Raw genomic sequence first — 23,482 nt, 5'->3', positions numbered from 1 at the left:
GACAAACGCCGACTTCGGCGCCCGGGACCGGCATTGCGGCTCGACGCCCGTATGCAGGAAATTCAGCGCACACTAAACACTACTCCTCTTCAGCCTTGTTCGAGTCCGCCTCCAGGCCCAGCCAGTGCCGCAGCAGCGCAGCCAGTGCCGCACGCTCGACCGGCTTGACCAGTACATCATCGGCCCCCGCATCCAGACAGCGCTGGCGCTCCGCCTCGCTGGCGCTGGCCACCAGTGCCACGACCGGCACCTGGCACCCATGCTCGCTCTTCAGGGCGCCAGGCAACATCGCACCTTCCGCCCCCGGCTTGCTCATGTCCAGCAGCACTAGATCGAAGGCACCGTCATCGAAACGGGTCAGCGCCATCGCGGCGCTGGTGACCGGCTCGACCTGCAGCCCCAGCTCGTCGAGCTCGGCGGTCAGCGAATAAATCAGCCGCACATCGTCGTCCACCAGCAGCACCTGATGCCCCAGCGCCGGGCGCGGCGCCAGGCGCATCGCCTCGGGAATGCTCAGCGGTAACGTGCGGCGGGCCAGCTCGCCCATGCGTTCCAGGCCGTCGAGTTTCGACAGCACCGCTGCCGAATAGCGTCGCAGCTGCTGCAGCTGCTCCTCGCCCAGCGGCGCGTGGCTGCTCACCATGATCAACATGCCCTGTAGCGGCCGCAGGCGCTCGAGCGCCTCGAGCAGCTCCAGGCCGTTGCCGTCGGCGAGGTCGAAGTCGATCGCCAGTGCGCTGAACGTCTGCTCGGCGAACGCCAACCGTGCCGACTCGCTGCGCCCGGTCGCCGTCACGCTGTAGCCGAGACGCTCGAAATAGTCGCGAACCTCCATGCGCCGCTGCGGATCGCCCTCCACCAGCAGCAACCGCAGCGGGTTGTGCCCCTGCCGGCGCAGCTCGATGAAAAGCTGCTCCAGGGTCGCCTGGGCGACCGGTTTGACCAGATAGCGCGCATTGTCGTCGTGCCATTCGTGAGGCTGCGGCACGCAGGAAATGATCGCCACCGGCATGCCCTGCAGATGCTCATCGGCACGCAGCTCACGGTACACCTGCCAGCCACTGAGATCGGGCAGCAGAATGTCCAGAATAACCGCGGCGAAGCGCTGCGTGCGCAGTGCCGCCAGCCCCTCGGTGCCGGTGCCGCAGACAGTGCTGACAAAACCGTGCCCCTGACCAACCTCGTCCAGCACCGAAGCGAAATCGGCATCGTCCTCGATGATCAGCAAATTCGGCTCCGGATTGCCGCGCAGAACCGGACGCGCGGCCGGAACATCGAGCGTGACGGGCGCCTCGCCCGGCGGCACCGGGAACTCGACAGTGAAACAGGAGCCGCGTCCCGGTGCGCTTTCCACCTCGACGCGCCCCCCGAGCACCGCCACCAGTTGCTGGGTGATCGCCAGCCCCAGGCCGGTCCCGCCGTACTGCCGACTGATCGAGCCGTCGATCTGCTGGAACGCCTGGAAGATCCGTTCGTGCTGGTCTTTGGCGATGCCAATGCCGGTATCACGCACCTGAATCTGCAGGGCTTCGCAGCTACCGCCGGCGCCAAGCGGATCCTTGCAGCGCACCAGCAACTGCACTTCGCCTTGTTCGGTGAACTTCAGCGCGTTGGTCAGCAGGTTATGCAGAATCTGCTGCAGGCGAACGCGGTCGCTGTTCAGCGTTTCGGGCACACCCGCTGCGATCTCCACCGTCAGCTGCAGCCCTTTCTGCTGTGCCATCGGCGCGTGCGACGCTTCGACATCCGCCAGCAGCTCGCGCAGGTTCAGCGGTTCGCGCTTGAGCTGCATGTGCCCGGACTCGATCTTGGCCAGGTCCAGCACATCGTTGATCAGCTGCAGCAGGTCGTGACCGGCGCGGTGGATGATATCGGCGTGCCGGACCTGCTTTTCATTGAGGTTGCCGCTGCCATTCTGGCGCAACTGGTCGCTGAGAATCAGGATGCTGTTGAGCGGCGTGCGCAGCTCGTGGGACATGTTGGCGAGGAACTCCGACTTGTAGCGATTGGCGACCGCCAACTGATCGGCCTGGTCGCGCAGGCGGCGTTCAGCGGCCTTGCGATGGCTGATATCGATGATCACCGCCTGCACCAGCTGCTCGTCGCCACTGCGCAACGGCGACAGCCCGATCTCCACCGGCACCGCGCTACCATCGCGGTGGCGACCGAAGAGTTCACGATTGCCGCCCATCCGCCGCGGTTCGGGGTGCTCCGTGTAACCTTGGCGCAGCCCGCTATGGGCCTCACGGGCTGCTTCCGGCAACAGCAGTTCCACCGGCTGGCCGAGCATTTCCTGACGGCCATAGCCGAACAGCAGCTCGGTCTGACGGTTGACCATGACAATCCGCCCTTCGCTATCGACCAGTACGAAGGCATTCGGCGAGGCTTCGACCACATTGCGAAAGCGTTCCTCGTCGCGCTTGCGGGCCTGCAGATCGAGCAGATTGAGTACGTAGTAACGCGCATCATCGTGGTTGAAGCTGGTCAGGCTGAGGGCCACCGGCACCGGGCTCGCGTCTTCGCGCAGTGCCTGCGTTTCCTGCTGAGCGAGCCCGCTCTGCTGAGCCAGCGAGCCATCCGCCGACAGGCTCGGCAGGTAGCGGCTGACCCGCTCGCCCGCGAGCAGCGCCGCACTACTCCCGAGCAGGCTGGCGGCACTCTGGTTGGCCAGTTCGATGCGGCCGGCAGCGTTGCACAACAACGTCGCCACCGGCAGCTGCTCGATCAACTGGCGGAAGCGTGCCTCGCGCTCCTGTGACTGCAGGCTGAGCAACTGGCTGGCACGCAGCGCCCGCTCGCGCAGATACAGATAGCCGCCGACCAGCAACGAAAACAGCGCTGCCGCGATCAGTGGTGAGAACAGGTTGAAGGTTCGGTTGCTGTGACGTAGCACGGCCTCGTACTCGGGCGTGCTGGCGACCTTGAGTTGCCAGCTGCGGCCGTACATGTAGATGTTGCGAGTGCGGCGGAAACCGGCATCGGTACTGACCGGACCGCGCCCCGCGAGCAGCGGTATGGCCGGCTCGGCGGCATCGTACAGCTGTAACTGCAGTGCGCTGCTGCGCGAACCTAGGATGCCCTCCATCAGATCGGTCAGCCGGAACGCACCGTGCAGAGTGCCGAGAAACGCGCGCTGGCGCTCCTCCTCCGTGGTGGCCGGAGCGTTCGGCACATACACCGGAAGATAGAGCAGGACGCCAGTCTGGATGTTCTGTTCGGTTTCCTGCTTGAGCCGCAACGGCCCGGTCAGCACCGGATTGCCACTGTTGCGCGCCGCCACGATCGCTTCGCGCCGGGTCGTCTCGCTGAACATGTCGAAGCCCAGCACCCGTCGGTTGCGCCAGTCGGTGGGATGGATGTAGTCGACGAACAGGTACTCGCCGCGCTGGCCAGGCGGATACATGCGAAAACGCGAACGGCCGGACTGGCGGATAGCCTCCAGAGTTGTCTCGAGCGTCTCGTCGGTGGCATAGCGGGCCAGCGCGACCGCCTGGATGCCCGGGTAGAAATCCTGCAACTGCAGCTGGTCGGAGGCGCGCACCCACTCCTCGAGGGAGACACCGTCGCTGCCGGCAAATAGTCCGGCCACGCCACGCAGGACCATCTCATAGGCACGCATGCGCTCGCGCAGAGTGCGCTCGATATCATCGACCGCAAAGGTGAAGCGCTGCTCCTGCTCGGCCCGATTGCGCGTTTCCTGAGCATGCCATTGCCAGCCGATCCATCCACCGAGCCCGGCCATCAGCGCCAGCGTGACGATCAGCGGCAGCCAAGGCTTGCGGGAATGGAGAGCGGGACGATCATCCATTCGACCTCCTCTGCGCCACTACTGGCGTGCTTCAAGTGCTTGAGAGTCACGAAGCAGGCAGAGGTTCCGCAGATCGAAGGGCTTGAACATTCTATGGCGCCGGTTTCCCGGCAAAGGCAGGGCCGTTGCGGCCCCGCCGGCTATCGCAGGTTTACAGCGGGCGCAGATTGATTTCTACACGACGGTTCTGGGCGCGGCCGGCCGCCGTATCGTTGCTCGCGATCGGCTGGCTCGGGCCGACACCTGCCGCGGAAATGCGCGATGGCGACACGCCGTTGCTGATCAGATAGGACGCAACGCTCTGCGCGCGGCGATTGGACAGATCCTGGTTCAGCTGCAGCGAGCCGGTGCTGTCGGTGTGCCCGACGATATCGACACCGTTCTTGTCGAATTCCTTGAACACCTGCACCAGCGAATTGAGGGTCGGGTAGAAGTTGCTGGAAATGTCGGCCGAGTTGCTGGCGAAGGTGATGTTGCCCGGCATGATCAGCGTCAGGTTGTCGCCGTTGCGCTGCACCTGCACGCCAGTGCCCTGCAGCGTCTGGCGCAGCTTGGCTTCCTGAGTATCGACGTAGTAGCCGTAACCGCCACCGGCCGCACCGCCGACCGCTGCGCCGATCAGCGCCCCCTTGGTGCGATCCTTTTTGCTGGACGTCGCCGCACCGATCACCGCACCGCTGACTGCACCGATGCCGCCGTAGATTCCCGCCTTGCCGGCCTCGCGCTCACCGGTATAGGGATTGGTGGTACAGCCGACCAGCAGAGCGGCGCCCGCAGCGAAGACAGCCAGGTTACTCAGCATTTTCATAAGCACATCCTTCATTTCGTCGGTAATCAGCCCGTCGTCCGCTCGTTCGAGGACGGGTCGCAATGCGCGGCTAGATTAACACCGGAAACCTCGGCAAACAGGAACGGCGCCGGAAAAGCTGCCGCAGCATGTCTGCCGCCGCAGCTGCAGCCCGGATGTGCAGAGCCGGGCTGCAGCTGCGGCGCCGGACTGAACCGCGCTGGCGCGTGGGTCAGCCGGCATGGGCCATCATCAGAGCGAGGAAATCGCCGTGCTGCCCGCCTCCAGCCAGCGTGCGATCTCCTGCCGGATGCGTTTCTTGTCCAGCTTGCCGACGCTGGTCTTGGGGATTTCGCCAACCACGGCGATCTGCTGTGGGATCGCCCATTTGTTGATATGCCCCTGCGCCACCGCCGGCTCGAGAAACGCCTTGAGCTCCTGCGCCGTCAGCTTCTGGCCCTCGCCAAGCACCAGCAGTGCGAACGGACGTTCGCCCCAGCGCTCATCCGGCACGCCGACCACGGCCACCTCGCGCACCGCCTCGTGGCGGCTGATCAGGCCCTCGAGTGCCAGGGAGGAAAGCCACTCGCCGCCGGTCTTGATCACGTCCTTGAGTCGGTCGCGGATGTCGATGTTGCTCATCTCATCGATCACCGCCACGTCACCGGTATGCAGCCAGCCACCGGCCCAGAGTTCCTCGCTCTTTTCCGGCTCATTGAAATAGCCCTGGGTCAGCCAGGGCGCGCGCAGCACCAGCTCGCCCTGTGACTGGCCATCGGCCGGCAGGAAACTGCCATCCGGAGCCTGGATCGCGGCATCCACCAGCACTACCGGTACGCCTGCCTTGAGGTGATAGCGGCTGCGGGTTTCGTCGTCGGCGGCGAGCAACTCGTCATTGATGTGCGCACCGGAGATCAGCGGGCAGGTTTCCGACATGCCGTAGGCGGCGATCAGGTTCATTCCGCGGGACTTGGCGGTGTCGTAGAGCCCGCGGGTCAGCGCGCTACCGCCAATGGTGATCTTCCAGCCACTGAAGTCGACACCCTGGGCGGCCTTGGCATTGAGCAGCATCTGCACGATGGTCGGCACGCAATGGGAGAAGGTCACCTGCTCGCGGCGCCATAGTTCGATGAGGAAATCCGGGTCGTAGCGCCCGGGATAGACCTGCTTGAGGCCGAGCATGGTGGCGACGTAAGGCAGGCCCCAGGCATGCACGTGGAACATCGGCGTGATCGGCATGTAGACGTCGCCGGAACCCATCAGCCGCGGATTCTCCCGCGCGCTGACGGTCACTGCCGCCGCCAGGGTATGCAGCACCAGTTGGCGGTGCGTGAAGTAGACGCCCTTCGGATTGCCGGTGGTGCCGGTGGTGTAAAAGGTGGTGGCGACCGAGTCCTCGTCGAAGTCGGGGAAATCGTAGCTCGGCGCGGCGGCGGCCAGCAGGCTCTCGTACTCGCCGACACAATCGGGCAGTCCCACCTCGTGCGCACCGCCATCGCTGAGCAGCAGCGTCTTCTGCACCGTGGTCAGCTGCCCGGCGATCGCCTGATACAGCGGCACGAACTCGCTGTTCACCAGTACGAAGCGATCCTCGGCATGATTCATGGTGTAGAGGATCTGGTCTGGCGAAAGGCGCACGTTGATGGTGTGTACCACGGCGCCAATCATCGGGATGGCGAACATGCACTCGAGGTAGCGATGACTGTCCCAGTCCATCACCGCCACGGTGTCGCCCGGCTTGACGCCGGCCTCGGTCAGCACATTGGCCAACCGCGCGATGCGCTCATTGAGGGTGCGATAGTCGAAACGCAGCTGGTCGCGATAGACGATCTCGCGGCTGCGCTCGTAGCGCAGCCCCGACAACAGCAGGCGTTTGATCAACAACGGGTACGAATAGGCATTGGCGGCCGGCTTGATCACACGGGTCTGCAACATGAGGGCATCCTGTTTTCTTGGAGTTGTAGGCTGCACTCTAGAGCGTCAGGGGCACCGCTAAATCAGTCCAAAGGAGGATTTTCTTTTGCCCACATGGCGTGGCTCTAGCGCATTTCACTGAAAGCCAGACGAGCACCGAGCCCGATCAGCACCGCGCCGGTCGCACGGTCGAACCAGTGCCCCATGCGCGCAAAGCCAGCGCGTACGCGCGCTCGGCTGAACAGCCAGGCCACCAGGCAGAACCAGCCCGTGGTCGCCAGCGCCAGGTAGATGCCGTAGCCGGCCTGCACCAGCAAGGGTGTATCGGGGTCGATCACCACCGTGAATAACGACAGGAAGAACAGCGTCGCCTTCGGATTCAGGCCGTTGGTGACGAAACCGATGACGAATGCCTTGCCCGCCGAGCGTTCCGGAACGTTCTGCGCAGCGTCCAGCTCGGCAACCGACAGCGGGCGCGCCTGCAGCGCACGCCAGCCCAGATAGAGCAGATATGCCGCGGCGAGCCATTTGAAGAGGTTGAACAGCACGATCGACTGCGAGACGATCAGGCCGATCCCGAGCAGGGAGTAGGCTACGTGCAGGAAAATACCGCAGCCGACACCCAGCGCGGTCCAACTGCCGGCACGACGCCCCTGCGTCACGCTCTCGCGCACCACCACCGCGAAATCCGGACCGGGACTGGCCACCGCGAGCAGATGTACCAGCGCCACGGTCAGAAATTCCATCCAGTACACAGTTCACCTCCGCTCATTCATGCCGGGCTGCATTGTCGACCAGCAACGGCCCCTTCGAAAGGTACAGTTGATGACCAGTTGCCGCGCCGTGTTTCTCGATCTCGCACCACTCGACCAGGGCGATCTTGACCTCACCGCTCTGCAGGCGGCCTTCGATGATCTGACCTGCCACACGCTAAGCGCAGCAGAACAGGTAAGCGAGCGTCTGCAGGGCGCACAGGTGGCGATCGTCAACAAGGTTGCACTGACTGAGGAAACGCTTGAGCGCTGCCCCGAGCTCAAGCTGATTCTGGTCGCCGCCACCGGTGTCAACAACATCGATCTGGCAGCGGCGCGCCGACGCGGCATCACCGTATGCAACTGCCAAGCCTACGGTACTCCTACGGTGGCGCAGCACACCCTGATGTTGCTACTGGCTCTGGCCACCCGTCTGCCGGATTACCAGGCGGCGGTCGCTGACGGCCGCTGGCAGCGAAGCGGGCAGTTCTGCCTGCTGGACTTCCCCATCGTCGAACTGGATGGCAAGACGCTCGGCCTGCTCGGTCAAGGCGAGCTGGGCAGCGCGGTGGCACGCCTGGCCGAAGCCTTCGGCATGCGCGTGCTGGTCGGCAACCTGCCGGGACGGCCGCCGCGCCCGGGACGCCTGGACCTCGACGAGCTGCTGCCGCAGGTCGATGCGCTGACATTGCACTGCCCGCTAACCGAACAGACCCGCAATCTGATTGGCGCTCGCGAACTGCAGCTGATGAAACCCAGCGCCTTTCTGATCAACGCCGCGCGCGGCGGTCTGGTCGACGAACAGGCACTGGCCGATACGCTGCGCCGCGGACACCTGGGTGGCGCAGCCACCGATGTACTGACCAGCGAACCGCCGCGTGACGACAACCCGCTACTGGCGCCGGATGTGCCGCGCCTGATCGTCACGCCACATAGTGCCTGGGGCAGTCGCGAAGCGCGCCAGCGCATCATCGGCCAGCTGGCGGAGAATGCCGCCGCGTTCTTCGCCAGAACACCGCTACGCCGGGTCGGCTGACGCGCCAGTCGATGTATCGAGCGGGGAACGCTGCTAAGCTCCCGGCTTTTTTGCGGAGGCCTCATGGATCCCCGAAGCGAAGTCCTGCTACGCCAGGCAGACCTGTTCACCGGCCGGATACTGCTTGCCGGCTTGCCGGCCGATGACCTGCTCGGCCAGTGGCCGGCGGCGCTCGGTTGGAGCTGGCACGCCGGCGAACAGCGTACGCTCGATGAGCGCTTTCCCGGCCGGTGCAGTTTCGGAGTCGAGGCACCGGCAGCTACGTTCGATGCGGCGGTGCTGTATCTGCCCAAATCTCGTGAACTCACCGACTACCTGCTCCAGACGCTCGCCGCCGGCCTCGCCGGTCGGCCGCTGTACCTGGTGGGTGAGAAGCGCGCGGGCGTCGAGCGCGCTGCCAGGCAGCTCGCTGCCTTCGGCCATACGCGCAAGCTCGACAGCGCACGGCATTGCCAACTTTGGCAGGTGCAGGTCGAACAAGCACCCGCCGCACCAGTCCTGGCGACACTCGCCGAGCGATTCAGCCTGGTGCTGGCGGACGGCCCGCTGCAGGTAGTCAGCCTGCCCGGCGTGTTCAGTCACGGGCGTCTCGACCGTGGCAGTGCGCTGCTACTCGAGCACCTCGACGAGCTACCGAGCGGGCGCCTGCTGGACTTCGGCTGCGGGGCGGGCGTACTCGGTGCCGTGCTGAAACGGCGCTACCCACAGAGCGAGGTGTTCCTGCTGGACGTCGACGCCTTCGCGCTCGAAAGCAGCCGGATGACCTTGGCGGCCAACGGACTGAACGGCACGCTGATCGCCGGCGATGGTATCGATGCGGCACCGTTCGAACTGACTGCGATCATCAGCAATCCGCCCTTTCATCACGGGGTGCACACCAGCTATCAGGCCAGCGAGGCGCTGCTCGAGCGGGCCGCGCGCCATCTGGCCCGCCACGGCGAACTGCGCCTGGTCGCCAATGCCTTCCTGCGCTACCCACCGCTGATCGAGGCCCATCTGGGTCGCTGCGAGACGCTGGCTGAGGCGGACGGTTTTCGTATCTACCGTGCCGTGCGCACAGCGTAGCGGTTGCGAAATCCGCGGCGCTTGGGCACACTCGCGCCCGTCCTTGGGGGAGTAGTCTCCGGCGAGCGCCCAGCCCGCCCGGCACGCGTCAACATACTTGGTCGGCAGACCATGGCGCATGCGACCGCACGATCGTGCCAGCCACGCTTCGCTGCCGGTTTGACAAGACCCATGGCATGAACACCTCATCCGGGGCGGAGAGGTTGTGCATGTCATGGTGTTTATGTCGATCCGCCCTTGAGGAAATCCGCTTGGAATCGTTTTTCATCCCGACCCTGATCGTTGCGCTCGCCGAAATCGGCGACAAGACGCAACTGCTCGCCCTTCTGCTCGCCGCCCGCTATCGACGCCCCTGGCCGATCATCTGGGGCATCGTGGTCGCCACTCTGGCGAACCATACAGCAGCCGGCGCGGTGGGTAACTGGGTCTCGAGTCTGTTCACCCCTGCCGTATTGAGCTGGATTCTCGCCGCCTGCTTCGCCGCCGTCGCGCTATGGACGCTGGTGCCTGACAAGCTGGACGATGACGACACCAAGCTGGGCCGCCCATATGGGCCGTTCATCGCCACCGTGATCGCATTCTTCATTGCCGAGATGGGCGACAAGACGCAGATCGCCACGGTGATGCTCGCCGCTCAGTATCCAGACTTCCTGCTGGTGATCCTCGGCACCACCGCCGGCATGCTGATTGCCAATGTGCCCGTGGTGCTGGTCAGCCACTTCGCCGCCGACCGCTTGCCGCTGACGCTGATTCGCCGGGTCGCCGCCGCGGGTTTCGCACTGCTGGCGCTGTATGCCGTCTACCAAGCGCTGAACCTCAGCGGCATGCTCTCAGGGTGATACACAGCGCAAATCCGCGAATCGAGGGAGCTGCTAGAGTGCGCAGCCGCAGCACACCGCCAGCGCCCCGAGGAGACCAGGCTGCATGTCAGCGGATGGACGCAAGAAACGAGTCTGCACCCATATCGACCTCAGTTGGAACAAGGGCCGCCTGGCCCTTTCCGAACAACTGCAGAGTCGGTATTTCAGCTACAAGTGCTCGCTGATCAGCCAGCCGCTGAACAGCGCCGGCTTCGCCGAACTGGTACGCGCAGCGCGCAGCGCGATGCCCGATCTGGAGGTCGTAGTCGACGACTGCATTTGCGAAGGCCACAAAGTGATCACCACCAGCACGGTGATGGGCACCCTGGTCAAGCCCCTGCCAGGCTGGCCTGCGAGCGACAAGATCCTCGCCGTCGCGGCAGTCAGCATCTGGACGCTCAATTCCACCGGCGATATCGAAGACGTCAGCACGCTGGTCGATCTGGAGAACCTCCGGCTGCAGCTCGGGCTGCACAGCGCGCTGTCCGATCATCTGCCGACGAACTGAACGGCCGTCGGCAGAACTTAACGGTTAGCGATTGCGTGCCTGCTCGTACAGCGGCATGACTTTCGGGATATTGGCTTTGAGCGTCGCAGTACGTGTGCTGGACGACGGGTGTGTGCTCATGAACTCCGGCGGCGCCGAGCCACCCGCCGAGGCCATCTTCTCCCACAGAGTCAGCGCTGCATTGGGGTTGTAGCCAGCCCGCGCTGCCAGCTCCAGGCCGATCAGATCCGCTTCGTTCTCGTTGTTGCGACTGTTGGGCAGCGTCATCAGATATTCCACCCCCATGTTCGCCAGCTGCAGGCTGCCGGTACCGACGCCCATCGCCGAACCTAGCTGGGTCGCCATCTGTACGCCATAAGCCTTCGACATCGCCTCGCGGCCATGCTCACGCAGGGCGTGGGCGATCTCGTGGCCCATCACTGCGGCGATTTCATCATCGGTAAGCTTGAGTTTCTCGACCAGCCCGGTATAGAAGATGATCTTGCCCCCCGGTCCGCAGTTGGCGTTGAGTTCCGGACTCTCGATCACGTTGACAGCCCAGTCCCACTGCGCCGCGTCCGGACGGAACACCGAGACCTTCGCGATCAGGCGCTGGGCGATGGCGTCGACCCGCTTGGTCACTGTGCCGCTCTTGGCTAGCACCCCCTTGCTGGAGGCCTCGCTCAGGGTCTGCTGATAGGACTGCGCATACATCTGGTTGACCTGCTCGGTCGACAGCATGCTGAACATGTACTGCTTGCGCTCGACACCGACGGCACCGCCGCTGGTGGTGTTGACGGCCTGGCAGCCGGCCAGCAGCGCGGCCGCGATCAGCACGGACAAAGGTTGCAGTTTGAACATGAAGCTTCTCCGTAGAATCTGCGTCGTATCCTAGAGCGGGGCCGACACCCAGGCAACCGAGGCGAAACGAGCATCTCAAGCGATTCGGCCCGCAGGCCTGGCAGCAGCGACGCCCCAAGCAGCGACTAGTTCGCCGGGGTCAGACACTCCGGCGCATCGAGTTTGGGATCGTTGACCAGCGTCGCCAGCGGTCGTTCGCGCAGCAGCGGCTGCGGCTGGCCCAGCAGTGCCTGCAGGGTTTCCAGCGGAGTATCAGGATCGAGCCAGGCGGCCTGCGCAGCCTCATCGAGGATCAGTGGACGCCGTTGGTTAGCCGCCGGAACAGTCACCACCGCGGCACTGAGATAGGTATGCCCCTGTACCGGATAGGCTTCCCACAACGCGGCGAAGTAGCTGAGCGAGCCCTCGGCGGTCATCCAGTACGGTCGCTTGCGCGCCGTGCCACGCCACTCGTAGAAGCCGTTTGCCGGCAACAGCCCCCGGCGTAGGCGGAAGGCTTCGCGGAACATCGGCTGCTCGGCCAGGGTTTCGGCGCGCGCCTGCGCTGGGGTGCGAGTCAGGTCGCTGAGCCAGGCCGGCGTCAAGCCCCAGCGCACGCTATCCAGCGCAAGCTCGCCATCGACCTTGCGCAACAGCAGCACCCGGGCACCCGGCGCCAGGCTCCAGTGCGGTGCCTGATCGGCGGGAAATCCCGGTAACGCGGCGAACGCCGGGCTCCAACGAAAAAAGGCATAGCGGCCACACATAAGCACACTCGTCAGCAGATCAATTCACCGGGGTAGCTCTCCGGCTCATCGCCCGGCAACGGCAGCGCGCCATTGTACGCGGCGATCAGCTGGCGCGCGCGCACGGCGTCGCGGTCGGCCACCATCAACCCGAGCAGACCGATCGCCGGCAACTCCCCCATCGCGCCGACCAAATGGCCGCCGGCGAGAAACGTCTCGATGCCCTCGCCGGCCAGCATGCCGGTGAGCATCTGCGCCTCCAGCAGGTCACGCGGCTCGTAGATACGCTGCATCAATCGTCCTCCCGACGAACCTGCAATTGCCAGACTTGACCATCGGTACTCAAATCGAACACCGCAGGGCGACAGCACACCGGGCAATCCTCGACGTACTGCTGATCGCCGCCGCTCAGGTCGAGCAGCGCTTCGGCCTGCTCGCCGCAATATGGACATTGGTATAGCTGTGACTCCAGCATCGACGTCTCCCACGTGACTTGTCGCTATAATCGCCGTCTAGTTTCAGCCCCATTCAGGGACCCGCCGTGGTGATCGCCGGCAGGCACGACTGGACAGGCAGGCTCGGGCAGCCCCCATATTCCTCGGGCGGGTGGCCCCTCTTCCTACTGTATAGCGCGTCCGGACCGCAATCGTGATCCGCCCGGCACCTTTCTCGCCGCTTCCTTATAGAGAGAATGATGGACGAATTCGAAGCCATCCGCCCCTACGCCGACGCCGAAGTACCGGGCGTCATGGCCCGCCTGTTCGCCGATCGGGACTTTCTCGACATTCTGGTGCACTTTCGCTTCCCGCGGCTGGCAGACACTTTCGGCTGGCTGCTCAAGCCGGTCATCGCCCATCGCCTGCGCCGTGAGTTCGCCCGCATCGACTCGGTCGATGCGCTGCAGGACAAGATCGAAGGCTATGTCGATCGGACCATCGAGCGCGCCACCGATGGCGTGACCTACTCGGGCGTGCAAGGGCTACAGCCCGGACGCGCCTACCTGTTCCTGGCTAACCATCGGGACATCGTGATGGATCCAGCGTTCGTCAACTACGCCGTGTATCAGGCCGGTATCCGCACCCCGCGTATCGCCATTGGCGACAACCTGCTGCAGAGGCCGTTTGTCAGCGACCTGATGCGTCTGAACAAGAGTTTCATCGTGCGCCGGTCGATCACCGCCCGACGTGAGAAGCTCGCCGCCTACCAGCTGCTTTCCGCATACATCAATCACTCCATCCGCGAGGATGGCGAATCGGTGTGGATCGCCCAGGCCGAAGGTCGCGCCAAGGACGGTGATGACCGTACCGACTCGGCCATTCTCAAGATGCTGCACATGAGCCGCAAGGACGAACCCTTCGCCGAAGTGCTGGCGGCACTACGCCCGACACCGGTGGCGATCAGCTACGAGTACGACCCCTGCGACCTGGCCAAGGCCCGCGAACTGTTCACCCGCGCCACCACCGGCAGCTATACCAAGGCACCCGGCGAGGATGACGCCAGCATTGCGCTGGGCATCACCGGCTACAAGGGCCGGGTGCACGTGCACTTCGGCGCACCGATGAGCAGCGTACCGGATGATGCGAAGGAACTGGCGGCGGCCCTCGACCGCGAGATTCTCTGCGGTTATCGGCTGTTTCCGGTGCACTACCTAGCGTACCGCATGTGGGACGAGCAGGACCCGGCGCTCAGCGTGCCGAGTGCCGCCGAACTGTTCGACAGGGCCGAGCTGGAGCGGGCCGAAGCGCAGTGGAGCGCGCGCCTGGCCGCGTGCCCGAGCGAGCAACAACCCTACCTGATCCAGCAATACGCCACCCCGGTACGCAACCAGTACCGCCTCAACGCCGGCCTGCCGCTGTAATCGGTTGCCCGCCCCGCCCGGCGCCCTCATGGCAAGGCGTCGCCCGGCGGGAGCCCGAGTCCCCAGCTCGCATCATTGACGCGGTTTATATCTGCTCCTTCGCCAGATCATCTTGACGAAGGCGTCTCCCGCCCTCACCCTCCGAACACCCCGAATGGGCGAAATAGAGCCTTCGCCTGACGATCGTCCGGCACGCGCTCACATCAAAGGAGGACGGCGTAGCCCTGCCGCTGCGTCAATGACCCCAAGAATCAGCGCAATGCGCGAATTTGACCACCTGGTCATGAACGCATCGGATGGGTCATTACTTTTTCAAGGATCACAGGACAACAACAATGAGCACCACATTATTCAAATTGGGGGCCCTCTCGCTGGCACTGCTGGCGGGCACAGCCGGCGCAGCGGTATCCGAATCGGACGCAGCCAAGCTCGGCAACAGCCTGACGCCAGTCGGCGCCGAGCGGGCCGGCAACGCTGCCGGTACCATCCCGGCCTGGACCGGGGGCCTGGCCGAAAATGCGGCCCCGGTCAGCGCCGATGGCTTCGTCGGCGACCCCTTCGCCGATGACCAGCCGAAATTCGTTATCACCGCGCAGAATTATCAGCAGTACCAGGACAATCTGAGTCCGGGCCAGATCGCGATGCTCAAGCGCTATCCGCAAAGCTACCGCCTACCGGTGTTCGAAACCCGCCGCAGCGCGGCCCTGCCGCAGCACATCTACGACGCCGCCGCGCGCAATGCCCGCAATACGACCCTGGTGCGTGGCGGCAATGGCCTGGAAAACTTCGAGACCGCAATTGCCTTCCCGATTCCGCAGGACGGCCTGCAGGTGGTCTGGAACCACATCACCCGCTACCGCGGCGCCTCGGCACGACGCGTGGTCGCCCAGGCCACACCGCAGGTGAACGGCAGCTACAGCCTGGTAAAGTTCATTGACGAGGTGGTGTACGCCAACACCCTGACGGACTACAGCGCCGAAAAACACGGCAACGTGCTGTTCTACTTCAAGCAGCAGGTGACCGAACCGTCACGCCTGGCAGGCAACGTGCTGCTGGTACACGAGACACTCGACCAGGTGAAGGAGCCGCGCATGGCGTGGATCTACAACGCCGGCCAACGCCGCGTGCGCCGCGCTCCGCAGGTCGCCTACGACGGCCCCGGCACTGCCGCCGACGGCCTGCGCACCGCAGACAACCTCGACATGTTCAACGGCGCGCCCGATCGCTACGAGTGGAAACTGATCGGCAAGCGCGAACTGTACATTCCTTATAACGCCTACCGCCTGGACTCGCCGAAGCTGAAGTACGACGACATCGTCAAGGCCGGCCACATCAACCAGGATCTGACCCGCTACGAACTGCACCGCGTCTGGGAAGTCGAGGCGACCCTCAAGGCCGGTGATCGCCACATCTATGCCAAGCGCCACTTGTTCATCGACGAAGATACCTGGCAAGCCGCGGTAATCGATCACTACGACGGCCGTAACCAGCTGTGGCGCGTCGCCGAGGCCCATGCGCAGCAGGTGTACAACGTGCAGGTCCCGCTGTATGCAATGGAGACGTTGTACGACCTGGTCTCCGGGCGCTATCTGGTGATGGGCATGAAGAACGAGGAAAAGAACCCCTACACCTACAACTACAAGGCCAACTCCAACCAGTACACCCCGGCCGCACTGCGCAACGCCGGCGTACGCTGAGCGAACACGCCGCTGATGATCTAACGCCCCGATCTCGGGGCGTTTTTCGTTGCAGCGCTCAATCCTGCCGGCAAAGAAAAAGCCCGCTGCTGCGGGCTTTTCCGGGTCGATCAACCAGCGTAGCGCTAGTGCTCACTGCGCCAGCAGCTGGCCGATGTTCTGATCCTTGAAGGCGCGCGTCAGCGCGTCGCTCAGCACGTCACTGACCAGCTTGGTATTGGTCTGCTCGTTCGGTGCCATGCCGAAACGCTGGTTCAGCGAAGCGCCGTAGCGACCGCTGTAACGACGTCCGGAGTTCTGCACCTCGACCCGCAGCGTTGCGCCGATGTTGGCTTCGGTGACATACAGGCCTTCCTTCGGCGACTGGTACTTCAGCTCCGCCAGCGTCAGCGTCAGTTGCGGTGCGTTGTAGGCGTTCGGCGAAGGCGTGAAGCCGAGCAGCCGTACAGCCGCCTCAGTCTGCGCCTGCAGCTTGGGCAGCACCTTCTCGCTCGGCACGATGACCGCACTGGTTTCCGGATACAGCCCGCCACGCGTGCCCAGGGTCGGCGAGGAACGACCATCGACGACGCGCACAACGACCGGCTGACCCTGACCAACCGGATTGATGGTACCCATGAGTTTGGGATTGGGGTCGAGCTGCTGCGGGCTGTGGGCGCAACCTGCGAGAGCCAGTCCAAGCACAGCGATAAGTCCGAACAACAGGCGTTGCAGCATGCTGTTTTTCTCCAAGTGGGGGGATGACGAACGCCGCGCAGTATACCCAGCGCCACCAAACCCCGACAGTGATGCGAATCAGACCGGACGCAGCGCCGGTGCGTTCCTTCATCTAGCTGTCATGCGCAGCTGCGATAAAGCCGGCAACTCAACGACCGGGTATGCCGAGCATGGAATTTCTTCGCCGACTGCTGCGCCGTCAGCATCACCGCCACTATGCGCTCGTCGACGAGCAGGGCTGCTGTCGCATGCTGCTCAGCGCGACCCGCAGCCCCAGCGGCCAGCAATGGGTCGAGGTCACCGAGAGTCGACTCGGCTGGATCGGCCAACCGTTACCGGCCGGCAAGGCTGAACATGCAAAAAAAAACCGCCCTGTCTCAGTGAGGCAGGGCGGTTTCGTGTACGACGTCAGCAGATACGCTTCGATCAGCCCGCCAGACCCAGGCGCTTGTCGGCCATCGCACTGACTTCGCGATACGCAGCGGCATCGTTCTGCAGGGTCGTTTCCCGCGCCGGGAACATCTCGGCCAGTTTGGACGACCAAGCCTGCGAGCGGTATTGCTCGGGGAAGCAGCGCTCGATCAGGTCAAGCATGATCGATACGGTGACCGAAGCGCCCGGCGAGGCACCGAGCAGAGCTGCAATGCTGCCGTCCTTCGCCGCGACCAGTTCGGTACCGAACTGCAGGATGCCGCCCTTCTTCGGGTCCTTCTTGATGATCTGCACGCGCTGACCCGCGATTTCCAGACGCCAGTCTTCGGCCTTGGCCTCGGGATAGAAACCACGCAGGGTTTCCAGGCGGTCTTCCATGGACTGCATCACTTCCTTGATCAGGTAACGAGTCAGGTCCATGTTGTCGCGCGCCACGGCCATCATAGGACCGATGTTGCTCGGCCGGATCGACAGCGGCAGATCCATGAAGGAGCCGCGCTTGAGGAACTTGGTGGTGAAACCGGCATAGGGTCCGAACAGCAGGGATTTCTTGCCATCGACTACGCGGGTATCCAGGTGCGGCACCGACATCGGCGGTGCGCCGACCGCGGCCAGGCTGTAAACCTTGGCCTGGTGCTTAGCGACGATCTCCGGGTTGTCGCAACGCAGCCACTGGCCGCTCACCGGGAAGCCACCGAAGCCCTTCCCCTCCTCGATACCGGACATCTGCAGCAGCGGCAATGCCGCGCCACCGGCGCCAAGGAAGACGAAACCGGCAGCCACTTCGCGAGAATCGCCACTGCGGGTGTTCTTGATGTCGACCTTCCAGCCGCTCGCGGTACGCGCCAGTCCGGTCACCTTCTGGTTGTAGGAAACCTTGACGCCCGCGCTGCGCGACAGGTAGCCGAGCATCTGGTTGGTGACAGCGCCGAAGTTGACGTCAGTACCATTCATGGCGCGGGTGGCGGCGATCGGCTCGTCGGCGGCGCGACCCGGCATCATCAGCGGCATCCACTCGGCCAGCGTCGCGCGGTCTTCCGAGTAGGTCATGTCGGCGAAAGCATGGTGGGTCTTCAGCGCATCGAACCGACGTTTGAGATAGTCGATGTTCTTGCTGCCGCGCACGAAGCTCAGATGCGGAACGGGATTGATGAAGTCGCGGGGAGAGCCGAAGCCTTCGCGATCGGCGAGGTAGGCCCAGAACTGCTTCGAGACTTCGAACTGGGTATTGATCAGGACGGCCTTCTTGATGTCGATCGCGCCGTCCTTGCTGTCCGGGGTGTAGTTCAGCTCGCAAAGCCCCGCGTGGCCAGTACCGGCATTGTTCCAGGGATTGGAGCTTTCGATGGCTCCGGATTCCTGCAGTTCGACGATCTCAAGCTTGATGTTGGGGTCGAGTTCCTTGAGCAGTACCGCGAGGGTAACGCTCATGATGCCGGCCCCCACCAACACCATATCCACTGCTTCGCTATCGTGTTGCGTCATTAACGCGTTCTCCAGAATCACAGCATTAAACTGTCACGTCCGCAGTACGCGGGCGCGTATAACCCACCAGCCAGACGGCCAGAAACGGAGGATGGTTTCTGTTCCGCTGCTCGGGAATCCTGTGCCCGAGAACAGGCGAGAAAGACGCCTGCCAGCTGTCGGAAGGGCGGCTTTTGGCCTCCTTCCTATCACCTCAACCAGTCCGGAGCAGGGCTTTACCCAAGGCTCGACGGCCGGATGTGGCGAGAAAAACGATTGCGAGTCTGCGTGCCGGTCCAGCGCCTCGGCGTGCTGCCATGTTCGCCGCCGGCACTCGACAGTTTGCGGTCAGCCGCGAGCGGCTTCGATTACCTCGATGTAGGGCCGAGCCTGATGCTGATCGGCGATCAGGTCGATGAAGTCCTGGCCCTTGACGTTACGCGCGCCGAGGTCGTAGCCGGCAGCTACGAAGAAACCGATGAAGCGCTCGAAGTCGTCGATGCGCAGACCGCGATATGCCTTGATCAACTTGTGCAGCGACGGCGGCGTATCGTCAGCCGGTTCCGGCAACAGAAACAGCTTGATCGATTCGTCGCCGATCTCCTCGCCAATCACCTGTTTCTTGTCTTTACGCATGTCGATTCCGCTCCACGGGGTCTCACGGGGGCGGCAGTTTACTCCTCGCGGCCGGCACGCTCAACGCGCGAGGGCGGCTTGCGACCAAGGTCGTACACCCGCTGCCGCACACCCGGCGCGGGGATTAACATCGGTCGAGCATCGACCCGTGCTTATACTGCGGTATTGCGTACAAGGAGCGTCACTGCATGAACCTCCCCCCCCTGTTTGCTGCGTGGCGCCAAAGCCTACGTCTGGGTTACGGCGCCGCTGCTCTGCGTGGCGATCTGAGCGCCGGTCTGACTGTCGGCATCATCGCCATCCCGCTGGCGATGGCTCTGGCGATCGCGGTGGGTGTCCCGCCGCAACATGGCCTGTATACGGTGCTGGTGGCCGCCCCCCTGATCGCGCTGACTGGCGGATCGCGCTTCAACGTCAGCGGCCCGACCGCCGCCTTCGTGGTCATCCTGCTCCCCATCACCCAGCAGTTCGGCCTAGGAGGGTTACTGCTGTGCACCATGCTCGCCGGTCTGATCCTGATTACCCTTGGCTTATTGCGTGCCGGCCGGCTGATCGCCTTCATCCCTTATCCGGTGACCCTGGGCTTCACTGCGGGGATCGGCATCGTTATCGCCACGCTGCAGATCAAGGACCTGTTCGGCCTGACACTCACCGAGCAGCCGCAGCACTATGTCGAGCAGGTAGCGCTGCTGGTGCGTTCACTGCCGGATGCACATCTGGGCGATGGTCTGATCGCAGCGATCTGCCTGGCTGTACTGATTCTCTGGCCGCGCTGGGTTCCGCGGGTGCCCGGCCACTTGGTTGCGCTGACCGTCGGCGCATTGGCTGGACTCGCCCTGGAAGCCTCCGGCCTGGCAGTCGCCACACTTGGCGAACGCTTCAGCTATGAGCTCGACGGCACCACCTATCCGGGCATACCGCCACTGCTGCCCGACTTCAGCTTGCCGTGGCAGCTACCCGGTCCGGATGGCCAGCCACTGCAGCTGACCTACGAACTGTTCCACCAGCTGCTAGCACCGGCATTCGCCATCGCCATGCTCGGCGCCATCGAATCGCTGCTCTGCGCGGTAGTCGCCGACGGCATGACCGGCAGCAACCATGAGCCCAACGGCGAACTGATCGGCCAGGGTCTTGGCAACCTGATCGCACCGCTATTCGGCGGTATCACCGCCACCGCCGCCATCGCCCGCAGCGCCGCCAACGTGCGCGCCGGCGCGTTCTCGCCGCTGGCGGCAATCATCCATGCCGGCGTGGTGCTGGTGGCGATTCTCTGGCTTGCGCCTCTGTTCAGTTACCTGCCGATGGCAGCGCTGGCGGCGTTGCTGCTGATGGTGGCGTGGAACATGAGTGAAGCGCCGCATGTCGTACACGTGCTGCGCATCGCCCCACGCAGCGACGTGCTGGTACTGCTGACCTGCCTGATCCTGACCGTGCTGTTCGATATGGTGCTGGCGGTGGGCGTCGGCCTGCTGCTGGCCGCCGGCCTGTTCATCAAGCGCATGAGCGAGCTCACCGACACTACCGGGTTATCGCGCGACCAGGGCCGTATCCTCGCCGATCTGCCCATCCATGTGGCCGCCTACGCCATCCGCGGACCGCTGTTCTTCGGTGCTGCGGAAAAAGCGCTGGGGGCGCTGCGACGCTTCAATCCCGAGGTAAAGGTGGTGATCGTCGATATCAGTGCGGTGCCCATGCTGGACATGACCGCCCTGGCTGCACTGGAAAACGTGCTGATCGACTACCGACGCCTCGGTGTCACACTCATTCTCAGCGGCAGCAATGCCCGAGTCCGTCTGAAACTGCGGCGCGCCGGCATCCACCGGCTGCAGGGGCACCTGCTGTATGTGCGTGACCTGACCCAGGCACGGGAGAAAGCCATACGGCTGTTGCAGGCAGACAGCGAGTCCTTGCCGCAACCGGCCTGATCTCGCGCGGCAGCCGGCCGGCTCCGCCCGGCTGTCGCGCAGCGCCAGGTGCTCAGCCGGCGTACTTCTGCAGGTTGGCCATCATCTCTTTCAACGCCTCGAGGTTGTCCGCCGGGTGCGCGGCATCGCTGAAGTCGCAGATCTGCTGCCAGTTGGCGGCGACATCCTCGGCATCGAATCCGGCCTTCGGATCGAACCCGAAACCCAGGCTACGCTCCCAGCGCACCTTGCCCATCCAGCCACCGCCCACCTCGAACAGCCCGGCGGTCTCCTGACATTGCGCGCTCGCCAGATACACGACCAACGGGCTCACCAGCTCCGGCTTAAGCTGCTCGAACACCTGGGGCGGAATCAGTCCTTCGGTCATGCGCGTGCCGCCGGTGGGCGCGATGGCGTTGACCAGGATGTTGCTCTTGCGACCCTCCAGCGCCAACGTGCGGGTTAGGCCGTAGAGGCCGAGCTTGGCCATGCCGTAGTTGGCCTGACCGAAGTTGCCGTAGATGCCCGACGTGGACGCCGTGAAGATCACCCGGCCGTAGCCCTGCTCGCGCATCAGCGGCCAGGCGGCACGCGTGATCTTGTAGGCACCTTCGACATGCACGCGGTAAACCAGGTCCCAGTCGGCATCCTCCATCTTGTGGAAGGTCTTATCGCGCAAAATACCGGCGTTGTTTACCACCACATCGACGCGACCGAACGCGTCCAGCGCCTGTTCAACGATACGCTGGCCGTCGATAACCGAATCATGATTGGCCACCGCCGTACCGCCAGCCTGACGAATCTCCTCAACCACCTGATCGGCAGCCGAACTGTTAGCGCCTTCGCCTTGGGCGCTACCGCCCAGGTCATTGACGACCACGCGAGCACCGTGCCGAGCGAACAGTAGAGCATGGGCGCGCCCAAGGCCGCCGCCGGCTCCGGTCACGATAACCACTTGGTCTTCAAAGCGGATGGCTTGCGTCATTGTTGGATCCTTGGCTTGTCGTGGAGAGGTGAGTGTCCGGCAGCCTGGCTAAGCGCGGCAATCAACCGGCCCTGAATGAATGACTGAGCATAACGGGCCGGGATACGCGGAGACCTGTGATCATTTTTTAGACGAAGCTGCGCAGCCCTGTGGTACTGCGCTTCGCAGAGGTTTCCCACCAACTTATGCACAGCAGTTTCCACAGCATCCGGGGATAACGGCGGCTAGCTTGGCGTGGCATTAACGGAGTCCAACGATCCGGCGCAAGCCCTCTAAATTGGGCTTTCCCCTCTATAAAGCAACCGTTGATGGAAAATCACACGATCCTTCGCAAGCCAGGCTTCATCGCACCGCCGCAGTTCCACCCAATGGTTATCCACAGACTGTTACACAGGTTCAGGGGATAACGGCCAGCAGACGCGTGACGTGTCGTTTTCTCCTATGGACGCGATGGCCGAAATCAACGAGGCAGCCGGCGATTTCAGACCTAGCATGGGGGCGTCCAGTCAGAGCGGGAGCCGTATCATGTTCAGCCACACCTTTTTCCAACGCCTGTTCGCCAACTACGCATCCGCTGCCAGCGGTGCCTGCCCGGACGAGTGATCGGCTGACAGGCTTGGCCACAGCAGGGGCACGGCGGTACTCTTCGGGCCCGCTCTTGTTGGAATCCCATCATGTCCCTACGTTCCGTTTGCGTATTCTGCGGCGCCAGCACAGGCACCAATCCCGTCTACCGAGAGGCGGCTGCAGCACTGGGCGAAACGCTGGCCGCCAATGGCATAAGGCTCGTCTATGGTGGCGGCGCGGTCGGTCTGATGGGTGTAGTCGCCGATGCCGCGATGGCTGCCGGCGGTGAAGTCGTCGGCATCATTCCGCAGAGCCTGAAGGATGCCGAGGTCGGCCATAGCGGCCTGACTCGCCTGGAAGTAGTGGATGGCATGCACGCCCGCAAGGCGCGGATGGCCGAGCTATCCGATGCCTTCATCGCACTGCCGGGAGGGCTCGGGACACTGGAGGAGCTCTTCGAGGTCTGGACATGGGGCCAGCTCGGCTACCATCGCAAGCCGTTGGGCCTACTGGATGTCGATCATTTCTATAGCAAGCTCAGCCATTTCCTCGATCACCTGGTGGACGAAGGCTTCGTGCGCGCCCCGCACCGCGCCATGCTCCAGCGCAGCGATTGCCCCGCAACGCTGTTGCAATTGCTGGTGAACTGGCAGCCCACCGTGGTAGCCAAATGGCACGACCGTACGCCAAGCTGAGCTCGCCCGCGGCTGCGCTGCTCAAATTTCAACCGCATCGCTACAGCCGTCGCCTGGCAGGGCTTCCAGCGAGCCTTGCCCATGTTATCCACAACGTGATTCACAGTAACCGGGGATAAGCACGAGCGAAGCGCGATTCTGCACCTGAGCTTTGCCGAGATCGCTTTCCGGAACCCACTCCAAGGCCAACGATCAATAAATGATCAAGACGCCGAACGCCCCGCAGCGCAAG

At 63.9% G+C, this 23,482-nt stretch carries 20 protein-coding genes; 8 read left to right on the top strand and 12 right to left on the bottom strand.

What is annotated here, in order from left to right:
- Window positions 1-79 precede the first annotated feature (79 nt).
- The 4 genes from N8H22_RS15005 to N8H22_RS14990 all read right to left on the bottom strand — a co-directional run bounded on the left by N8H22_RS15005 (window position 80) and on the right by N8H22_RS14990 (window position 7,264).
- Window positions 80-3,808 (bottom strand): CHASE domain-containing protein, encoded by a 3,729-nt coding sequence (locus tag N8H22_RS15005; RefSeq protein WP_264591311.1) that lies wholly within the window; start codon window positions 3,806-3,808, stop codon window positions 80-82.
- Between the two features lie 151 nt (window positions 3,809-3,959).
- Window positions 3,960-4,616: an OmpA family protein gene (locus tag N8H22_RS15000; RefSeq protein ID WP_264591310.1), complete on the bottom strand. Its 657-nt coding sequence runs from the start codon at window positions 4,614-4,616 to the stop codon at window positions 3,960-3,962.
- A gap of 231 nt (window positions 4,617-4,847) precedes the next feature.
- Window positions 4,848-6,530 (bottom strand): fatty acid--CoA ligase, encoded by a 1,683-nt coding sequence (locus N8H22_RS14995; protein WP_264591309.1) that lies wholly within the window; start codon window positions 6,528-6,530, stop codon window positions 4,848-4,850.
- Between the two features lie 104 nt (window positions 6,531-6,634).
- Window positions 6,635-7,264, bottom strand: coding sequence for a LysE family transporter (locus N8H22_RS14990; protein ID WP_264591308.1), 630 nt, complete (start codon window positions 7,262-7,264; stop codon window positions 6,635-6,637).
- A gap of 70 nt (window positions 7,265-7,334) precedes the next feature.
- Between N8H22_RS14990 and N8H22_RS14985 the strand changes: the two genes are divergently transcribed.
- The 4 genes from N8H22_RS14985 (at window position 7,335) to N8H22_RS14970 (ending at window position 10,730) form a co-directional block, all read left to right on the top strand.
- Window positions 7,335-8,297: a 2-hydroxyacid dehydrogenase gene (locus tag N8H22_RS14985; protein WP_264591307.1), complete on the top strand. Its 963-nt coding sequence runs from the start codon at window positions 7,335-7,337 to the stop codon at window positions 8,295-8,297.
- A gap of 63 nt (window positions 8,298-8,360) precedes the next feature.
- Window positions 8,361-9,362, top strand: coding sequence for a class I SAM-dependent methyltransferase (locus tag N8H22_RS14980; protein WP_264591306.1), 1,002 nt, complete (start codon window positions 8,361-8,363; stop codon window positions 9,360-9,362).
- Window positions 9,363-9,613: 251 nt separating this feature from the next.
- A complete protein-coding gene (locus tag N8H22_RS14975; protein WP_264591305.1) occupies window positions 9,614-10,201 on the top strand; it encodes a TMEM165/GDT1 family protein in 588 nt (195 codons plus the stop codon).
- Between the two features lie 85 nt (window positions 10,202-10,286).
- Window positions 10,287-10,730 (top strand): ester cyclase, encoded by a 444-nt coding sequence (locus tag N8H22_RS14970; protein WP_264591304.1) that lies wholly within the window; start codon window positions 10,287-10,289, stop codon window positions 10,728-10,730.
- 24 nt (window positions 10,731-10,754) lie between these two features.
- On the opposite strand, the gene N8H22_RS14965 is transcribed toward N8H22_RS14970, so the two are convergent.
- The 4 genes from N8H22_RS14965 to N8H22_RS14950 all read right to left on the bottom strand — a co-directional run bounded on the left by N8H22_RS14965 (window position 10,755) and on the right by N8H22_RS14950 (window position 12,770).
- Window positions 10,755-11,570 (bottom strand): M48 family metallopeptidase, encoded by an 816-nt coding sequence (locus N8H22_RS14965; protein ID WP_264591303.1) that lies wholly within the window; start codon window positions 11,568-11,570, stop codon window positions 10,755-10,757.
- A 125-nt stretch (window positions 11,571-11,695) separates the two neighbouring features.
- Window positions 11,696-12,316: an SOS response-associated peptidase gene (locus tag N8H22_RS14960; protein ID WP_264591302.1), complete on the bottom strand. Its 621-nt coding sequence runs from the start codon at window positions 12,314-12,316 to the stop codon at window positions 11,696-11,698.
- An 11-nt stretch (window positions 12,317-12,327) separates the two neighbouring features.
- The gene (locus tag N8H22_RS14955) at window positions 12,328-12,588 is read right to left on the bottom strand and encodes a DUF2007 domain-containing protein (RefSeq protein WP_264591301.1); all 261 of its coding nucleotides are present in this window, start codon (window positions 12,586-12,588) and stop codon (window positions 12,328-12,330) included.
- Window positions 12,588-12,770 carry a CPXCG motif-containing cysteine-rich protein gene (locus tag N8H22_RS14950; protein WP_264591300.1) on the bottom strand — a complete coding sequence of 61 codons (183 nt, stop codon included), beginning with the start codon at window positions 12,768-12,770 and terminating at the stop codon, window positions 12,588-12,590. Before N8H22_RS14950 ends, N8H22_RS14955 begins: the two co-directional genes overlap by 1 nt.
- Before the next feature lie 216 nt (window positions 12,771-12,986).
- Here N8H22_RS14950 and N8H22_RS14945 point away from each other — a divergent pair, with 216 nt between their 5' ends.
- Together N8H22_RS14945 and N8H22_RS14940 are read left to right on the top strand one after the other, a co-directional pair.
- Window positions 12,987-14,153: a 1-acyl-sn-glycerol-3-phosphate acyltransferase gene (locus N8H22_RS14945; RefSeq protein ID WP_264591299.1), complete on the top strand. Its 1,167-nt coding sequence runs from the start codon at window positions 12,987-12,989 to the stop codon at window positions 14,151-14,153.
- A gap of 335 nt (window positions 14,154-14,488) precedes the next feature.
- Window positions 14,489-15,850, top strand: a complete 1,362-nt coding sequence (locus N8H22_RS14940) for a DUF1329 domain-containing protein (RefSeq protein ID WP_264591298.1) — start codon at window positions 14,489-14,491, stop codon at window positions 15,848-15,850.
- A 132-nt stretch (window positions 15,851-15,982) separates the two neighbouring features.
- Here the strand turns inward: N8H22_RS14940 and N8H22_RS14935 are convergent, their stop codons facing one another.
- The 3 genes from N8H22_RS14935 to N8H22_RS14925 all read right to left on the bottom strand — a co-directional run bounded on the left by N8H22_RS14935 (window position 15,983) and on the right by N8H22_RS14925 (window position 19,099).
- Window positions 15,983-16,567: a YajG family lipoprotein gene (locus tag N8H22_RS14935; RefSeq protein WP_264591297.1), complete on the bottom strand. Its 585-nt coding sequence runs from the start codon at window positions 16,565-16,567 to the stop codon at window positions 15,983-15,985.
- A gap of 426 nt (window positions 16,568-16,993) precedes the next feature.
- Entirely contained in the window at window positions 16,994-18,505 is a 1,512-nt protein-coding gene (gene mqo, locus N8H22_RS14930; RefSeq protein WP_264591296.1) for a malate dehydrogenase (quinone), read from the bottom strand.
- Window positions 18,506-18,811: 306 nt separating this feature from the next.
- Window positions 18,812-19,099, bottom strand: coding sequence for a PA4642 family protein (locus N8H22_RS14925; RefSeq protein WP_264591295.1), 288 nt, complete (start codon window positions 19,097-19,099; stop codon window positions 18,812-18,814).
- A gap of 188 nt (window positions 19,100-19,287) precedes the next feature.
- On the opposite strand from N8H22_RS14925, the gene dauA reads away from it, so the two are divergent.
- Window positions 19,288-21,024 (top strand): C4-dicarboxylic acid transporter DauA, encoded by a 1,737-nt coding sequence (dauA, locus tag N8H22_RS14920; protein WP_264591294.1) that lies wholly within the window; start codon window positions 19,288-19,290, stop codon window positions 21,022-21,024.
- 52 nt (window positions 21,025-21,076) lie between these two features.
- Here the strand turns inward: dauA and N8H22_RS14915 are convergent, their stop codons facing one another.
- Window positions 21,077-21,988 (bottom strand): SDR family oxidoreductase, encoded by a 912-nt coding sequence (locus N8H22_RS14915; RefSeq protein ID WP_264591293.1) that lies wholly within the window; start codon window positions 21,986-21,988, stop codon window positions 21,077-21,079.
- Window positions 21,989-22,662: 674 nt separating this feature from the next.
- Between N8H22_RS14915 and N8H22_RS14910 the strand changes: the two genes are divergently transcribed.
- A complete protein-coding gene (locus N8H22_RS14910) occupies window positions 22,663-23,250 on the top strand; it encodes a TIGR00730 family Rossman fold protein (protein WP_264591292.1) in 588 nt (195 codons plus the stop codon).
- Window positions 23,251-23,482: the final 232 nt, after the last annotated feature.

The sequence above is a fragment of the Stutzerimonas sp. S1 genome (assembly GCF_025966695.1).
Lineage (GTDB): Bacteria > Pseudomonadota > Gammaproteobacteria > Pseudomonadales > Pseudomonadaceae > Stutzerimonas.
The sequence above is the reverse complement of the archived record's forward strand: the minus strand, read 5'-3'. Positions and strand labels throughout refer to the sequence as shown.

Bases quoted from the DNA above. Each gene is read 5' to 3' on its own strand.
- N8H22_RS14995 (WP_264591309.1), bottom strand. From the start codon at position 6,530: ATGTTGCAGACCCGTGTGATCAAGCCGGCCGCCAATGCCTATTCGTAC.
- N8H22_RS14945 (WP_264591299.1), top strand. From the start codon at position 12,987: ATGATGGACGAATTCGAAGCCATCCGCCCCTACGCCGACGCCGAAGTA.
- N8H22_RS15005 (WP_264591311.1), bottom strand. From the start codon at position 3,808: ATGGATGATCGTCCCGCTCTCCATTCCCGCAAGCCTTGGCTGCCGCTG.
- N8H22_RS14950 (WP_264591300.1), bottom strand. From the start codon at position 12,770: ATGCTGGAGTCACAGCTATACCAATGTCCATATTGCGGCGAGCAGGCC.
- N8H22_RS14955 (WP_264591301.1), bottom strand. From the start codon at position 12,588: ATGCAGCGTATCTACGAGCCGCGTGACCTGCTGGAGGCGCAGATGCTC.
- N8H22_RS14915 (WP_264591293.1), bottom strand. From the start codon at position 21,988: ATGACGCAAGCCATCCGCTTTGAAGACCAAGTGGTTATCGTGACCGGA.
- N8H22_RS14970 (WP_264591304.1), top strand. From the start codon at position 10,287: ATGTCAGCGGATGGACGCAAGAAACGAGTCTGCACCCATATCGACCTC.
- N8H22_RS14980 (WP_264591306.1), top strand. From the start codon at position 8,361: ATGGATCCCCGAAGCGAAGTCCTGCTACGCCAGGCAGACCTGTTCACC.
- N8H22_RS14940 (WP_264591298.1), top strand. From the start codon at position 14,489: ATGAGCACCACATTATTCAAATTGGGGGCCCTCTCGCTGGCACTGCTG.
- N8H22_RS14935 (WP_264591297.1), bottom strand. From the start codon at position 16,567: ATGCTGCAACGCCTGTTGTTCGGACTTATCGCTGTGCTTGGACTGGCT.
- N8H22_RS14985 (WP_264591307.1), top strand. From the start codon at position 7,335: ATGACCAGTTGCCGCGCCGTGTTTCTCGATCTCGCACCACTCGACCAG.
- dauA (WP_264591294.1), top strand. From the start codon at position 19,288: ATGAACCTCCCCCCCCTGTTTGCTGCGTGGCGCCAAAGCCTACGTCTG.
- N8H22_RS14965 (WP_264591303.1), bottom strand. From the start codon at position 11,570: ATGTTCAAACTGCAACCTTTGTCCGTGCTGATCGCGGCCGCGCTGCTG.
- N8H22_RS15000 (WP_264591310.1), bottom strand. From the start codon at position 4,616: ATGAAAATGCTGAGTAACCTGGCTGTCTTCGCTGCGGGCGCCGCTCTG.
- N8H22_RS14910 (WP_264591292.1), top strand. From the start codon at position 22,663: ATGTCCCTACGTTCCGTTTGCGTATTCTGCGGCGCCAGCACAGGCACC.
- N8H22_RS14925 (WP_264591295.1), bottom strand. From the start codon at position 19,099: ATGCGTAAAGACAAGAAACAGGTGATTGGCGAGGAGATCGGCGACGAA.
- N8H22_RS14960 (WP_264591302.1), bottom strand. From the start codon at position 12,316: ATGTGTGGCCGCTATGCCTTTTTTCGTTGGAGCCCGGCGTTCGCCGCG.